12 protein-coding genes and 2 pseudogenes are annotated in these 14628 nt (G+C 66.7%); 7 read left to right on the top strand and 7 right to left on the bottom strand.

Features of this window, described 5'->3' with window-relative positions; genetic code table 11:
• On the bottom strand, positions 1–439 hold a 439-nt coding region (locus Q4G50_RS00005), incomplete at its 3' end, for a 3-methyl-2-oxobutanoate hydroxymethyltransferase (protein ID WP_303375589.1).
• Between the two features lie 144 nt (positions 440–583).
• On the opposite strand from Q4G50_RS00005, the gene Q4G50_RS00010 reads away from it, so the two are divergent.
• Positions 584–2158 (top strand): hypothetical protein, encoded by a 1575-nt coding sequence (locus Q4G50_RS00010; protein WP_303375590.1) that lies wholly within the window; start codon positions 584–586, stop codon positions 2156–2158.
• Positions 2159–2167: 9 nt separating this feature from the next.
• On the opposite strand, the gene Q4G50_RS00015 is transcribed toward Q4G50_RS00010, so the two are convergent.
• Genes Q4G50_RS00015 through Q4G50_RS00025 form a run of 3 tightly spaced genes read right to left on the bottom strand, consistent with a single transcriptional unit; the run spans position 2168 to position 5279 of the window.
• A complete protein-coding gene (locus Q4G50_RS00015) occupies positions 2168–3229 on the bottom strand; it encodes an ROK family transcriptional regulator (protein WP_303375591.1) in 1062 nt (353 codons plus the stop codon).
• 50 nt (positions 3230–3279) lie between these two features.
• A complete protein-coding gene (locus tag Q4G50_RS00020) occupies positions 3280–4581 on the bottom strand; it encodes an MFS transporter (protein ID WP_303375592.1) in 1302 nt (433 codons plus the stop codon).
• 11 nt (positions 4582–4592) lie between these two features.
• Positions 4593–5279 (bottom strand): LppP/LprE family lipoprotein, encoded by a 687-nt coding sequence (locus Q4G50_RS00025; protein ID WP_303375593.1) that lies wholly within the window; start codon positions 5277–5279, stop codon positions 4593–4595.
• Between the two features lie 149 nt (positions 5280–5428).
• Between Q4G50_RS00025 and Q4G50_RS00030 the strand changes: the two are divergent.
• Positions 5429–5569, top strand: a pseudogene (locus Q4G50_RS00030) (zinc transporter permease); the annotation flags it as partial.
• A gap of 163 nt (positions 5570–5732) precedes the next feature.
• Here the strand turns inward: Q4G50_RS00030 and Q4G50_RS00035 are convergent.
• Positions 5733–6011, bottom strand: a pseudogene (locus Q4G50_RS00035) (MFS transporter); the annotation flags it as partial.
• A gap of 192 nt (positions 6012–6203) precedes the next feature.
• Here Q4G50_RS00035 and Q4G50_RS00040 point away from each other — a divergent pair.
• The 3 genes from Q4G50_RS00040 to Q4G50_RS00050 are packed head-to-tail and all read left to right on the top strand — an operon-like array spanning position 6204 to position 10014.
• Positions 6204–7280, top strand: coding sequence for an iron ABC transporter substrate-binding protein (locus Q4G50_RS00040; protein WP_303375594.1), 1077 nt, complete (start codon positions 6204–6206; stop codon positions 7278–7280).
• The gene (locus Q4G50_RS00045; RefSeq protein ID WP_303375595.1) at positions 7280–8938 is read left to right on the top strand and encodes an iron ABC transporter permease; all 1659 of its coding nucleotides are present in this window, start codon (positions 7280–7282) and stop codon (positions 8936–8938) included. The genes Q4G50_RS00040 and Q4G50_RS00045 overlap by 1 nt, the downstream gene beginning before the upstream one ends.
• Positions 8935–10014: an ABC transporter ATP-binding protein gene (locus Q4G50_RS00050; RefSeq protein ID WP_303375596.1), complete on the top strand. Its 1080-nt coding sequence runs from the start codon at positions 8935–8937 to the stop codon at positions 10012–10014. The genes Q4G50_RS00045 and Q4G50_RS00050 overlap by 4 nt, the downstream gene beginning before the upstream one ends.
• Positions 10015–10063: 49 nt before the next feature.
• Here Q4G50_RS00050 and Q4G50_RS00055 read toward each other — a convergent pair whose 3' ends face one another.
• Positions 10064–10828, bottom strand: coding sequence for an NAD-dependent deacylase (locus Q4G50_RS00055; RefSeq protein ID WP_303375597.1), 765 nt, complete (start codon positions 10826–10828; stop codon positions 10064–10066).
• A gap of 34 nt (positions 10829–10862) precedes the next feature.
• Here Q4G50_RS00055 and Q4G50_RS00060 point away from each other — a divergent pair, with 34 nt between their 5' ends.
• A complete protein-coding gene (locus tag Q4G50_RS00060) occupies positions 10863–11867 on the top strand; it encodes a TIGR00730 family Rossman fold protein (protein WP_303375598.1) in 1005 nt (334 codons plus the stop codon).
• Positions 11868–11896: 29 nt separating this feature from the next.
• Positions 11897–13552 (top strand): DUF885 domain-containing protein, encoded by a 1656-nt coding sequence (locus tag Q4G50_RS00065; protein WP_303375599.1) that lies wholly within the window; start codon positions 11897–11899, stop codon positions 13550–13552.
• 103 nt (positions 13553–13655) lie between these two features.
• Here the strand turns inward: Q4G50_RS00065 and Q4G50_RS00070 are convergent, their stop codons facing one another.
• Positions 13656–14609 (bottom strand): type IV toxin-antitoxin system AbiEi family antitoxin domain-containing protein, encoded by a 954-nt coding sequence (locus tag Q4G50_RS00070; RefSeq protein WP_303375600.1) that lies wholly within the window; start codon positions 14607–14609, stop codon positions 13656–13658.
• Positions 14610–14628 lie beyond the last annotated feature (19 nt).

Raw genomic sequence — 14628 nt, forward strand, 5'->3', positions numbered from 1 at the left:
CGGACTGCGGGGTGTAGCCGATGTGGGCCATGACGGGGATGCCGGCGTCGACGAGGGTGCGGATCGTCGGGGCGATCTCCACCCCACCCTCGATCTTGACGGCGGCGACGCCGGTGGACTTCATGAAACGCACGGCGGTCTCCAGGGCCTGGGCGGGGGAGACCTCGTAGGAGCCGAAGGGTAGATCGGTGACCACGAAGGCGCGGGAGGTGGCGCGGGCGACGGCGGTGGCCATGCTCATCATCTCCTCCACGGTGATCGACAGGGTCGAGTCCTGGCCGAGGATGACGTTCGCGGCGGAATCGCCGACGAGGAGCAGGTCGATGCCGGCCTCGTCGAAGATGGCCGCGGTCGGGGCATCGTAGGCGGTGAGGCAGGAGATCTTGCGCCCCTCGGCCTTGGCCTGGGCGAAGTGGCGGGTACGCATCCGGGAAACCATGGCTTCAGAGTATAAGGGGTGGCCTGGAAAGGGGGAGGCGGGCCGGAGCTCAAACTCGACGGCCCGCCTTGAGGAGGGACTGGATCGGTGGCAGCCCACCGGATGGACGCGATCCGATCCAGTTACGCCGCTATGATAGCTCACATGGAGCTGGAGGGGAAGCTTGCCGCACAGACAGTCTCGAGGATCCTGGAACTTTCATCCAGTGAAGCGAAGTGGAACCGTCGACTCTGGAGAACGGGAACTCTACAGCTAGGACGTGAGTTTCTGGGGCAAGTAGTCGATCCTTCGACCTCGGTGAAGTCGAAGGGTGAACTCGCGAAACACCTGAGAGACGCTTTCCGCAACGATCCCGGGGTGAAAAGCATCAACTCAGACGTGCAAGCTTGCCTCTCGGAAATTGGGAACAGTTCATCGCGGTCGAGCCATGCGTGGCTGATGCTACAGAAGCTTCTGGAGCAGGCTGATCGAGAATACCTCGCGTCATGGCAGGCGCATATCGAGGGGTGCGAGGATTTCGAACCTGAAGGGTGTGCGCGCCGCCTAACTTCGCATCTCGTGGACGTTGGCTACAACAAGCAGAGCATCCACTCGTGGTTGAGGTCCGCTGATGAAGGCAATAAGAGGTCGGTTCTGATTGAGTTCGTCTCGGAAGCTGGCAAGCGAATCGCGAAAAAGTCGTCGTTCACCTTCTGCGTCCCTGTGGCAAATATGCCAAAGTTTCGTCGGCAGAGCGGTCAGAAATGGCTGACTGCCAGTCAGACGCTGGCGTGGAAGAAGGAAAACGCCCCTGAGGCCGAACGAATTCGACACCAAGGCTCTTTCGTCCTGGAAGTAGAGGCCTTCGAAATCAATGGCGCGCTCGAGCGGGCTCGGTCCCAGATCTTTGACCTGCAGTGTCAATTCGATCTTGGGTGCCGCCAGGAACTCAAGATCTGTGATCAGATGTGGTCAGCAGAAAAGGCGCAGTCCTATCCGACCCAGAACCGAAACCGGCATATTGAGGTCAAGACTCTTGCTATCCAGAACCGAGACAAGGACTTAGAGCTTCCTGCCTATATCGGCAGTACGTTGTCCTTGATTCACCCCCTTCGTACCAGTCCTCCGCACCTTGCTTTGTCGACGGGGTGGACTGCGGTTGAATCCCTTCTGACCAGCGAAGATGATCAGGATAAATCGGTAGCGGCGGGCCGCTTTGCCTTAATCATCGCGGTGAGCCTGGTCAGGGCCGAGTTGACACAGCAGGCATGGACCTACGCCAACCAGTTCGAAGATGAGTTGGCGCAGAATATCCGGGGTGCGGAAGATAACTTGACGAGAACGAAGTTGTATCAACAGCTCGTTATGGGCCCTGCCTTCCCAGTTTTTGAGCACCCCGCCGACCAGCTTGCGGTGTCCCGCATGGCAGATCTGCTCGCAGACCCACCCGCTGTGCTTCTCAGAACCAAATTAATCATCGAGCGGGAGCTTCTACGGCTTTATAGGAAAAGGAACCAGGTTGTTCACGGCGGGGAAACTCGTGATGATTCTCTGTTCTCCGCCTCGGAGTTGGTTTCTCCATTGATAAGTGCCGGGATGGATCGCATTGTTTACGTGGGCCTGCGGTACGGAGTTGCGCCCATGGATCTGTCGGCGCGTCTGAACGTGTCGCTATCGACCTACTCGTTGGGGCGGGCTTTCGCGCGCCATGATGTTTTGGAGGCCTTCGAGTGTGGCTAAACGAAGCCCCTACACGCGCCCGGCGGCCAACACGGTCAGCGGCTCCCGCAGCAGCGGGTCGAGGGCGACGGCGCGGGCGATGGCGCGGACCACTTCCCGGTGGGTGGGGATCAGTCGCAGCTGGATCTCTGGGGCGTGGGTGCGCACGGCGGCGGCGAAAAGTTTCGGGGCGGCCGGGTCATCGAGGAACGCGGAGCCGGCGACTACGACGGTGGTGGGGGAGTGCTCTGCCACGAGCTGGCCGGTGAGGGCTCCGAGGTTGCGGGCGCGGGCGTCGAGAAGCGGGCGCGCCGCGGGGTCGGCGGTGGCCTCCGCCAGGCTTGGCCACCGGTCGCCGAGGACCGCGGCGGTGGTGAGGTCGCGCGCTCCGGCGGGCAGGTCGATCTGGCGAACGCCCTGGTCATCGGCGACGGCGGCGCCGATGGAGTCATCGGCGAACAGTGCCATGGTGTCGCTGTGGGAACCGCTCGGCAGGTCGGAGTTCTGGATCTCTGAACCCAGGATCGCGGGTACCGCCGCGGAGACCACCACCGGCACGGAGAACTGGTAGCGAAGTCGGCCGGCGACGTCGACACCGTGCCATCCGAGGTTAGGGGCGTCGACGATTCCGCCGTCGCTGACGCGGCCGGAGGTGGTCACGCCGACGGCGGCCAAGGGGCGCTCGAGACCCGCGGTCAAGCGGTTGAGGCCGGCCATAACGTGCTCGATGAAGTCGGTTTCGCTGAGTTCGGCGACGGGGGTGGGGACATCGGCGTCGCGGATGGTGCGCCCGCGGGTATCGAAAAGTCCGATGTAGGTGGTGGAGGTACCGACGGCGATACCCGCGTAGAGGGAGCCGTGGTTGGTCAGCTCGAGCGGGATGGTCGGGCGGCCACGCCCCTGGGACCGGGTGAGGTCGGTGCGCTCATGGACGAGCCCGGCGCCGATCAGGGCATTGACGGCGCGGGTGATCGTCGGCTGCGACAGCCCGGTGGCGTCCACGAGTTCGCCCCGGGTGACAATCTGGTGCAGCCGGGCCAGGTGGAGGCATTTCGCCGCGGGGGTCCGCGGCCGGGAGAAAACGGTGGCCATAGCGGCATAGTACATAGTTTCAGACTATTCTGTCTAATTTAGTGAACAGATCAGTCTGTCGTGGGTTGGGAGTCCACCGTCTGGGCGCCAGGTTTGAGGTAGTTAGTGAACGAAGGCACGAACACCGCGCACAGCAGCGTTCCGACGATCACCAGCACGCCACCGAGCATCGTCGCCAAGCCCACCCCGAGTGGTGCCGCCGCCCACCCATGTAGGACATCCGCCAGGCGCGGCCCGCCGACAACGACCACGATGTACACGCCCTGGATGCGCCCTTGCACGTGCTCGGCCGCGGACTGCTGCAGAATCGCGGTACGCAGCGCGGCAGAGAACATGTCCGCCGCCCCGCCGAGCACGAGCATGAGCACCACCATCCACGCCCACAGCGTTACCGCCCCAGGGCTGGCCATAACCGCCAAACCTGCGATGATGACGGCCACACCCCAGGCCACGATGCACACGATCACGGCCAGGCCCTGCCGCACCACCCGAGACACCCACCCGGAAAGCAGGCCGCCGAGCACCGCGCCCGCCGCCATCGACGAGTACAGCAGGGCGAGCATCATGCCACCGCCCCCATCGCCACTCTCGCCGAAAGACTCCGCGGCGATTTCGGGGTAGAGGGCGCGGGGCATGCCGAAGGTCATGGCGATGAGGTCGAGCAGCATCGCGACCAGCAGGATCGGCTGGGTCCACAGGTAGGACAGGCCGTCGACAACCGAGCGGAATCCGGCCTTCTGGGCCTGCCCGCTCGGCGGCAGGGTGGGGAGGGCGAAGACGGCGCCGAGCGTCGGGATGAGCAGCGCGGCGTCGAGCGCGTACAGCCACGAGAACCCGATGAGCGGGATGAGCGCGCCGGCAATGAGTGGCCCGACGATCGCTCCGAACTGCATGAGCATCATGTTGAGGCTTGATCCGGCGGGCAGTTGCTCCAGTGGCAGGATCGAGCGGAACACGGCGGTGCGGGTCGGTTGGTTGACGGCGAAAAACGCCTGTTGTAGTGCGAACACCCACAGCAGTGCCCAGACGTTCGTGTTGTCGGCGATACTTAAACCCCAAAACGCCAGGGCGGTGGCGATCATGCCGAGGGTCGTCGCCACCAGTACTTTCCGCTTGTCGAAGCCATCCGCGATCGATCCGCCGTACAGCCCGAAAATCACCAGCGGTACAAGCCCGAACAGGCCGGTCAGTCCGACGTAGGCGGAGGATCCGGTGAGAGCGTAGATCTGCACCGGAACGGCGACGACGGTGAGCTGCGCGCCGATGGTGGTGGCGATGTTGGCGGTCCACAGGCGTCGATAAGCGGGGACCTGCAGGGGCCGGGTATCGGCAAAGATGTCACGAAAGCTCACAAGGCGACATCTTAGGGCCTGAGGTTGGCGGTCTCTGCCGCGACGGCTTCGTAGCGGGCAGCGTCGGGGCCTTCGGCCACGAGGCGGCCGTCGCGCCATGTGTGGTCGACGACGAAAACTTCGGTGACCCCCTCAGCGGTGGTACGCCCGGCGTGTCCGTGGAGGACCTGGACGGTGTTGTCGTCGATGCGACTCGAGTCCTCGATGCTCGTGATCTCTGAGGGAACCGGGTCGGTGATCAACTGGTCGTAGTGGAAGAACACCACGACGGCCGCGACTGAAGCTCCGGTTCCCGCTGGACCGCGTTCATCTCCGTTAGCCCCGCCTATGACTGCCCAGCTCAATGGCAGACAGGGGTCGAAAAAGTCATTGACTCCCTCGGGCCGGAATACGAAGAGGAAGTCGCTCCAGTCGGTAGGGATCGCCGTGTATTCGCCCCACTGTGTTGTCAGGGTTCGCGCGTTGTCGTAGAGCCCGGAGTCCTCGATGGTGGCGTCGGGGTTCGCGCATTCGTCGCCCTCTGCTGTGGTCTCCGGTGCGGGTGACTCCCCGGCCGTTGCCTCCGGAGCTGCTGACTCCCCGGCGGGGGCTTCCGCGGCGTCGTTCACCGTGGTCATAACGGTGACGTTGTCCTGGCTGCCGCCGCTGCAGGCGGTGAGGGCGAGGGCGGCGATGAGGGGGAGTGCGAGCCTTTTCATGTCTGCAGTCTAAGCCGCGGTGACACTCCTGGGCAGCACCTCGGGGATTGGTCCCCTTTCCTTGTCAAATGAAGTATGAGGGGGGACACTGGAGATGACCCCTCTCACAGAAGGAGGACACCATGTCCACCCCATCGCCCGACGCCCACGATCACGACACCCACGCCAACCATCCCCATGAGCACGGCCCCGGTTGCGGCCACGAGGCAATCGAGCACGGTGACCACGTCGACTACCTCCACGACGGCCACCGCCACGCCAAGCACGATGACCACTGGGACGAGCATTAATCCAGAGTTAGTCCCATGACGAGGGCGAGGTCTCCAGGAGCTTCGCCCCGAGCTGTTTGGCCGCGGCCCGCTGCAGGGTCGCGGTGAGCAGCGCGGCAGAGAAGATGTCCGCCGCCCCGCCGAGAACGAGCATGGGCACCACCATCCATGCCCGCAGTGCCACCGCGCCGGCAATGAGTGGCCCGACGATCGCGCTGAACTGCAGGAGTATCATGTTGAGGCTTGATCCCCAGAACGCCAGGGCGGTGGCGATCATGCCGAGGGTGGTTGCCACCAGTACTTTCGGCTTGTCGAAACTGTCCGCGGTCGACCCGCCGTACAGGCCGGTCAGTTCGACGTAGGTCGAGGAGCCGGTAGTGGTGGCGATGTTGGCGGTCCACAGGCGTCGATAAGCGGGGACCTGCAGGGGCCGGGTGTCGGCAAAGATGCCACGGAAGCTCACGGCGTGGCCACCGTTCCCGCAGGGCAAGGCAGTGGTTCACGGCTGAAAGACTGCGATTCGCGGGGCCCTGGGGAGGGGTGTGGGGGTGTGGATCTGAGCCTAGCCCTTGGCAAGAGGCGGGGTAGCAGGTTAGCCTTACCTACGTTCGCCCAACGAACCTATGACATTCATCGACTCTTGCAAGGGGAATACATGCGTTTCACCACGCGCTTCGCCGCGGTTGCCGTCGCAGCCTGCGGTGCCGCGGCCGGATTGGTCGCCTGCGGCAACGGCGACTCAGCTGACACCGCCGGCACCACCGGCGCCACGACCACCTCCGCGGCGCAGGACGAGGGCACCCTCGTCATCTACTCCGGCCGCAGCGAGGACCTCGTCGCCCCGCTCATCGAGGACTTCACCGAGGAAACCGGCATCGAGGTCGAGGTCCGCTACGGCTCCACCGCCGAGCAGGCCCAGCTGCTGCTCACCGAGGGTGACGCCACCCCCGCCCACGTCTTCCTCTCCCAGGAGGCCGGTGCTCTCGGCCTGCTGCAGGAGCAGGGCATGCTCACCGAGCTGCCCGCCGAGACCATCGCCCAGGTCGCCGACGGCTACTCCTCCGAGGGAAACGAGTGGGTCGGCATCACCGGCCGCGCCCGCGTGGTCACCTACGACCGGGACTCCGTGAGCGAGGACGAGGCCCCCGACACCGTCGAGGAGATGGTGGACCCGAAGTGGAAGGGCCAGATCGGCGTCGCCCCGGGCAACGCCTCCTTCCTCGCGTTCGTCACCGCCATGCGCGTCACCGAGGGCGACGACGCCACCCGCGAGTGGCTGGAGCAGCTCGCCGCCAACGAGCCGCAGACCTACAAGAGGAACGGCGACATCCTCGAGGCCGTCGACAACGGTGAGGTCCAGCTCGGCCTCATCAACCACTACTACTGGTACTCCGCCGCTGCCGAGAAGGGCGCTGAGAACATGCGCGCCCAGCTCAAGTGGGGTGCGGACGGCGACCTCGCCGGCCTCATCAACGCCACCGGAGTGGGCATCCTCACCAAGGGTGCCGGCCGCGAGGACGCCCAGGCCTTCGTCGATTTCCTCCTCTCCGAGCAGGCCCAGACCTACTTCGCTGAGGAGACCTTCGAGTACCCGCTGGTCACCGGCATCGCCGGTCCGGAAGGTGTCCCGCCGCTCGATTCCATGCAGGCCCCCGACGTCGATCTGGCACAGCTGGGCACCGTCGAGGAATCCGCCGCCCTCATCGATGAGGCCGGTCTCACCGTCGACTGATGATTAACCAGCAGCCCCCGGGCCGTCGCGCATCCGCGCGTCGGCCTCTCGGCCGTTCCCGGGCCCCGCAACAGCTCCAGCAGTGCCGACCGCCGGTGCCCCGCCGCGCGCGTCTGAGCCGGATGCCTCTGCGTGGCGTTCACCCGGCGCTGCTGGCCCTGGCGTTGATCACCGTTGCGGTGGTGGCCACGCCGCTGGTGTTTCTGCTCACCGAGGTCTTCGCGGCGAACCCGGAGCGCATCGCCGGCGCGCTCCAGCGGCCCCGCACGCTGCAGCTCATGGTGAACACGCTGCTGCTCACCGCGGGGACGACAGTGGGTACCGTGCTCATCGGAGTGCCCACGGCGTTTTTGCTGGTGCGCACGAATCTGGTGGGTCGCCGCTGGTGGTGGGTCGCGGCGGCGCTCCCGCTGGCGGTGCCCTCCTATGTCGCAGGGCTGGCCTGGGTGAGCGCCACCCCGCTGCGCGGCTATCTCGGATCGGTGCTTGTGCTGGTGCTCGTGTCGACGCCGTACGTCACCCTCCCGGTCGCCGCGGCCCTACGACGCGCGGACACCTCCATCGAGGATGTGGCCCGCACCCTGGGCCGGGGCCCGGTGCGTGCCTTCCTCACGATGACCCTGCCGCAGGTCGCGCCAGCGGCGGGGGCGGGGGCTCTGCTCGTGGCGTTGTACACGATCTCGGAGTTCGGTGTCGTCGCCATCATGCGCTACCCGGCGCTCACCCCGGCGGTGCAGACCGCCTTCTCCGGCACCTTCAACCGCGAGTTGGCGATGGTCCTTTCGTTGCTGCTCGTGGTGCTGGCTCTGCTCGTCGTTGCCGCGGAGCGTGCTTTACGACGCCCCGTCACCGCCCTCCGCGTCCGCGGCGACGACGCCACGCCGCTCACCCTGGGCCGCGGCGGCCAGGTCCTCGCCACCCTGGCGTTGGGCGGCGTGTTCCTCGCCTCCGTGGGCATGCCGGTGGCGGTGCTCATCCAGCGCCTGCTGATCAGCGTCGCCGAGCGGGAGGTGGAGGTCGAGCGCTTGCTCGCCGCTGCCCGCACGACGGTGTTGCTGGGGTTGGGCGGGGCGGCCGTCGCCACGCTGCTGGCGCTGCCGGTGGGTATCCTCGCCGCCCGGCAGCGCACCCGCCTGGTGGCTGGCCTGGAGACGGCGACCTTCCTCGGGCACGGACTGCCCGGCATCGTCCTCGGGCTGTCGATGGTCTACCTCTCGCTCAAGGTGGCCCCCGCCCTGTACCAGACCCTCGGGCTGCTGGTCATCGCCTACGGCATCCTCTACGTCCCCAAGGCGGTGGGTTCCGTGCGCACGGCCGTGGCCCAGGTGCCGGTGCGCCTGGAGGACACGGCCCGCATTCTCGGCCGCTCGCCCCTGCAGACATGGACGGAAATCACCGGCCGGGTGGCGTGGCCCGGCATCGCGGCGGGTGCGATGCTCGTGGCCCTCACCGTCATGAAGGAACTGCCCGCCACGTTGATGATGCGTCCCACCGGGACAGATACGCTGGCCACCAGAATGTGGCAGCTCACCGACATCGCGGCCTACGGCGGGGCCGCACCGTACGGACTCATGCTCATCGCCGTGGCGACAATCCCCGCCCTGGTGCTCGCCCGCCAACCACGTCCACCCGCCCGCCACCCCGGAGGAGACACATGACGTCCGCCCCGCGCCCGCCTGCGCTGTCCGTCCGCGGCCTGTGCGCCGCCTTCCCCGGGCCCGGCCGCACCCGGAATCCGGTGCTTCACGACGTCGACCTCGAAGTCCCCGAAGGGGAGCTGCTGGCCGTCCTCGGCCCCTCCGGCTGCGGCAAGACGACGCTGTTGCGCGTCCTCGCCGGACTGCTTCCCGCCACGGCCGGGTCCGTGGATCTGGCCGGCCGCCGCGTCGTCGACGGGCCGCACAGCGTAGCCCCGGAGCGGCGCGGTGTGGGGTTGGTGCCCCAGGAGGCGTCCCTGTTCCCGCATCTCGACGTCGCCGAGAACGTCGCCTTCGGCATCTCCCGTTCCCGCCCCCGTCTGCGGCGCGCGCCGGTGCCGGAGCGGGTCAGTGAGCTTCTTGAGCTGGTCGGCATCCCGGAACTGGCCCGGCGCATGCCCTCGGAACTCTCCGGTGGGCAGGCGCAGCGCGTCGCTCTGGCCCGCGCCCTGGCCCCGGAACCTGATCTCGTGCTTCTCGACGAACCGTTCTCCGCCCTCGACGCCTCCCTCCGCCTACACCTGCGCACGGAGGTCCGGGCGGTGCTCGCTGCCCGCGGCGCCACCGGCCTACTGGTCACCCACGACCAGGACGAGGCACTCTCCGTCGCCGACCGCGTCGCCCTACTCAAGGAGGGCCGCCTCATCCAGGTGGGCACCCCGGTCGAGGTCTACAGTCTGCCCTCGACGGCGTGGGTGGCTGAGTTCGTCGGCAGCTGCGCCCTGCTCAACGGCACCCTCCAGGAGAACCTGGTCAGCTGCGCCCTCGGCACCGTCGAGGCCACCCGTGCCCCCGGCGTCGACACCGTCGGCAAGGTGGTCGTCCGCCCCGAGCAGGTGCGCCTGTCACCGGCGCCGGGCATCGGCGTGCGGGCCGCGGTGACCGCCGTGGAATACGCCGGCCACTCCACCCTCTATCGTGTGCGTCTGGCATCGGCCGGGGAGCACCTCGTGGCCCGTGAGCAGGGACCTGCCCGTTTCGGCGTCGGCGATGAGGTCACGGTGGCGGCGACGTCTACGCTCCACGTTGTGCCCTGAAACAAAAAGGAGCACACCACGCCAAGCACGACGACCACTGGGACGAGCGCTAATCCAAGGTCAACCCCATGACGAGCTGAGGCAGCCCCTGCGCGGCGGTGGTCCGCCAGGACACGTCTGCCACCCGGCTCAGCTCCGTGGGCTCAGGCGAGATCTCCAGGATCTTCGCCCCGAAGTGCTTCGCCACCAGCGGCAGCCCGGCCGCGGGCTGCACCACCCCGGATGTGCCGACTACGACCACCAGGTCGGCGGCCGCCATACGGGCCTCGGCGCGTCCCCACTCGTCCTGGGGCAGCATCTCGCCGAACCAGACCACGCCGGGCCGCACGAGGTTGCCGCACAGGGGGCACTCGGGAGGGGTGAGCCGCGCGACGGGTTCCTCCGGGTAGTCGATCCGCCCTTTCCAGGGGCGTGAGCAGATGGTGCACCGGTAGGCGAAGAGGGAGCCGTGCAGGTGCACGACGTCCTCCGCGCCCCCTCGTTCGTGCAGGTCGTCGATGTTCTGGGTGGTGACGCCGACGTGCACCCCGTCGAGGCGAGCCCAGTCGGCGATCGCCCGGTGCCCGGCGTTGGGTTCTGCGGCGCGGCAGACGGTACCGCGCCACAAGTACCAGGCCCACATCGGTGCGGGGTCCTTCGCCCACGAGTCGACGGACGCGAATGCCACCGGATCGACCTTCGTCCACAGGCCGGTCTGGGCGTCGCGGAACGTGTCGAGGCCGGATTCCGCGGACATTCCGGCACCGGTGAAGATCTCCACCCGCTCGACGTCGCGGGCGAGGGCGAGAGCATCGGCAAACTGGTCGGTTCCCATGCACCCCACGGTACCGGCGATAGAATCGGGGATCATGGGACTGACTTTCCGCCCGATGACCGTCGACGACCATGAGCTGCGCCGCGCGGCCGCCTTCGACAACACCCACGGCGCCGACCCGGATGTCCCCCCGCTCAGCCTCTACCTCGATTTCCGCCCCGAGCGGGGTGATGCCGGTTTCATCGTCCTCGACGGCGACCGCCCCGTCGGCCTCATTCAGGCGACCTTCATCCAGGCCTGGGGGTACATAGACGCCGACATCCCCGAGATCATGCTCAACGTGGCCGAGGGTTACCGCAATATCGGGCTGGGATCGCAACTCATCGACCGCCTCGCCGAGCACGCCCGCGTCCACGGCTGGCCGGGGCTGAGCCTGTCGGTGGAGGAGGGCAACATCGCCCGCCGTCTCTACGAACGTAAGGGCTTCGTCGACCGGGCAGCCGCCGGCACGATGCTGCTCAACCTCTCCGACCGCATCACCTCCGTGGCGGTGTACTGCGGCTCCTCTCACGGCGCGCGCCCGGAGTACACCCAGGCCGCCCGTGAGCTCGGCCACGAACTGGCCCGGCGGAACCTCACCCTGGTCTACGGCGGCGGAGCTGTCGGCTTGATGGGGGTGGTGGCGGACGCGGTCGTCGATAAGCAGGGGGCCGTAACTGGTGTCATCCCGCGCCAGCTCGTCGACCGAGAGCTCGCGCACCCCGGACTGACCCGCCTCGAGGTCGTGGAGACGATGGCCCAGCGCAAATCCCGCATGGAGGCACTCGCCGACGCTTTCATCGCCCTGCCCGGCGGTGCCGGCACCCTGGAGGAGCTTTTCGAGGTGCTCACCATGCAACAACTCGGTCACATCCGCGGGCCTGTCGCACTGTGTAATACGGAAGGATTCTGGGATCCGCAGATCGAGATGCTGCAGCGTGCCGTGGAGGAGGGCTTCCTGCGCGCCAAGTATGTCGACTGCCTCGTCGTCGCTGATACGCCCGCCGCCGTGCTCGCCTCCTTCACTGAATGGAGATCGCCGGGCCGAAAATGGGACTGAAAGGCCCCGCGGCGGTACACTGCCCTGTCATGAGTTCCGATAACCGTCGCTCGCCTTCGCTTCTCGACGCGTCGTGCGAGGGATTCGTCTATGACCTGGCAGCTCTTTCTCCCACCGACGCCACCGCCTGGGGCATTCCCGGCTTCGACGGTGAACTGCAGGACTTCTCCCCGGACTACTGGGAGGCCATCGCCGACCGCACCCGCGAGATGATCGCGGACGTCGACGCCTTCGACGACGGCACCGACGACTCCGATGATGAGGATGACTTCGACGAGGTCGACCACGTCACCGCCGCTGTCCTGCGCGATCGCCTCTGCCTCGAGCTGGATCTCCACCACCACGGCGAGAACCTGGCGCTGCTCAACAACATCGCCTCCCCGGTGCAGACGATCCGCGACACCCTGCTCATCATGCCCACCGACACCCCCGAGCAGATCGACGCGATCCGCTCCCGCCTGTCGAAGGTCCCGGCCGCGCTGGCCGGTTACCGCGAGTCGCTGGCCGAGGCCGCCGGCCATGGCCACGTGGCGCCGATCCGCCAGGTGGACGAGCTGTACTCCCAGTGCCAGGACCTCGTCGAATCGCCCTCGCTTCTCGACGACATCGGCCTCGACAAAGCCTCCGCCGAGGTCGAGACCGCCAAGCAGGCCTTCGCCGAGATGGCCGACTGGCTCTCCGAGCAGCTGGCCACCCACGCGCCGAAGGAGGACGCCGTCGGCCGCGAGCGCTACCAGCGCTTCTCCCACCTGTTCGTCGGCGACACCGTCGACCTCGACGAGGCCTACACCTGGGGCCTCGAGCGCCTGCACGAAATCGACGCCGAGCAGCAGGTACTTGCCCGGCAGCTCTATGACACCGACAGCGTCCGCCAGGCTTACCGCAAGCTCAACGATGAGCCCGCCTACACCCTCCACGGCACCTCTGAACTGCTGGAGTGGATGCAGAAGACCGCCGACAACGCTGTCACCGCCCTCCACGGCTCGGCCTTCGACATCCCCGAGCCGGTACAGACCATCGAGTGCCGCATCGACCCGGCCGGCACCGGCGGCATCTTCTACACCCCGCCGTCCGACGACTTCTCCCGCCCGGGCCGCATGTGGTGGTCTGTTCCCGCAGGGCAGGAGAAGTTCCACACCTGGCAGGAACTGACCACCGTTTTCCACGAGGGTGTGCCGGGCCATCACCTGCAGATTGGCCAAACCCTCGTCGAGCGACAGAACCTCAACCTGTGGCGCCGCGTCGCCTGCTGGAACTCCGGCCACGGCGAAGGCTGGGCCCTCTACGCGGAGCAGCTCATGGAGGAGCTCGGCTACCACGAGGACCCGGCCACCCGCATGGGGCTTCTCGACGCCCAGCGTCTCCGCGCCGCCCGCGTCGTCCTCGATATCGGCGTCCACCTGGGTAAGAAGGTTCCGGAGGGGTCCATGACCTGGGACGCCACCTACGCCAAGGCCTTCCTCCGCGAGAGCACCGCGATGGATGAGGCTAACCTGCGTTTCGAGCTCAACCGTTACCTCGGCTGGCCCGGCCAGGCCCCGTCTTATGCGTTGGGCCAACGCCTCTGGCAGCAGACGCGCGATGACGCCGTCACCCAGGGCATGACCGTGCGCGAATTCCACTCGCAGGCGCTCTCCCTGGGTTCCATCCCGATGTCGATTCTGCGGGAGCATCTGCTCGACTAGGCCCGGCGCCGCTGTCCATTTGGACCTGACGTTAAACCCCGGTTTTGACCCTGTCCTGGGGTTTTCCGGATCTTGTGTCAGGTCCAAATGGACGGCCGACCTGTCACCACCCTTCGGTGCCACCCACCCGGAGGGTGAAGTGCCACCTGAACAGTGACGTGTCCTCGAAGCTGAGCCGCGCTGGCAGGATGTCACTGGACGGCCCCCCGCCGTTGAGCCGCCACACGACGGTGTCCACGATCTGCTCGACGACCTTGTTCGCGTGCCGGTAGACGCATTCCCCGGTGTAGTGCAGGACCAGCCAGCCGCGGCGGGCACCGTCGTTGGCTTTCCAGCGGTCGATGATGAAGGTGGTTTCGTTTTCGCCGCTGGGCAACGCGGCGTGGTAGCGAAAGCTGTCGAGGTCGATGAGGATTTTGGCCTCGGGGATGGCGTAGTCCCAGTGGTAGAAGCCGAGCTCGTGGTTCTGAATGACGCTGACGCCGCGGCCCTTGAGTGCAATTTTCAGGGCCCGGGCGAGTGTTTGTTCTGATTTGCTGTCGGAGGCTATGGAGGCGGATGCGATGATGTCGCGCAGTGAGGCGGGCAGGCGCGGGAATTGCTGGAGATCCGCGGCCAGGGTGGTGTTGCCTTCTCGTCCGGCGTAGTGCTTTTCGAGGAAGGTACGCACGGCCGATGCATCGGTATCCAGCAGGTCTCGGATGGCGGCGAGGGGCGTGACCACTCGGTGTCCGTTGACGCTTCGGTGAGGGAGTGATCGCACCTGGGTGACTGTCAATAGTGGGGTGTCTTGATAGGTGTGTGGCCTGGCCACCTGCCCTTTCAGTGGTGTGATGACGGTCTTCCCGTCGTAGATCTGTCGTGCTGTGGCGCCGGCGAAGACCAGGTGTGGCCGCGTGAGCGCTACAGCTTCGAGTAGCAGGTCCCCTTCGGCGGGTGCGGTGCAGTAGACGCCGTGCTCGACGCGGTGCAGGCGTCCTTCTTTGAGTAATTCTTCTCGACGCCGCCGTCCGATCCCCAGCTCTTTGAGCTGCGCGGCGCGGTATACGGTCCCCATGTTCTTACCCCCTGGCGGT

The organism is Corynebacterium sp., from assembly GCF_030538285.1.
Classification (GTDB): Bacteria; Actinomycetota; Actinomycetes; order Mycobacteriales; family Mycobacteriaceae; genus Corynebacterium.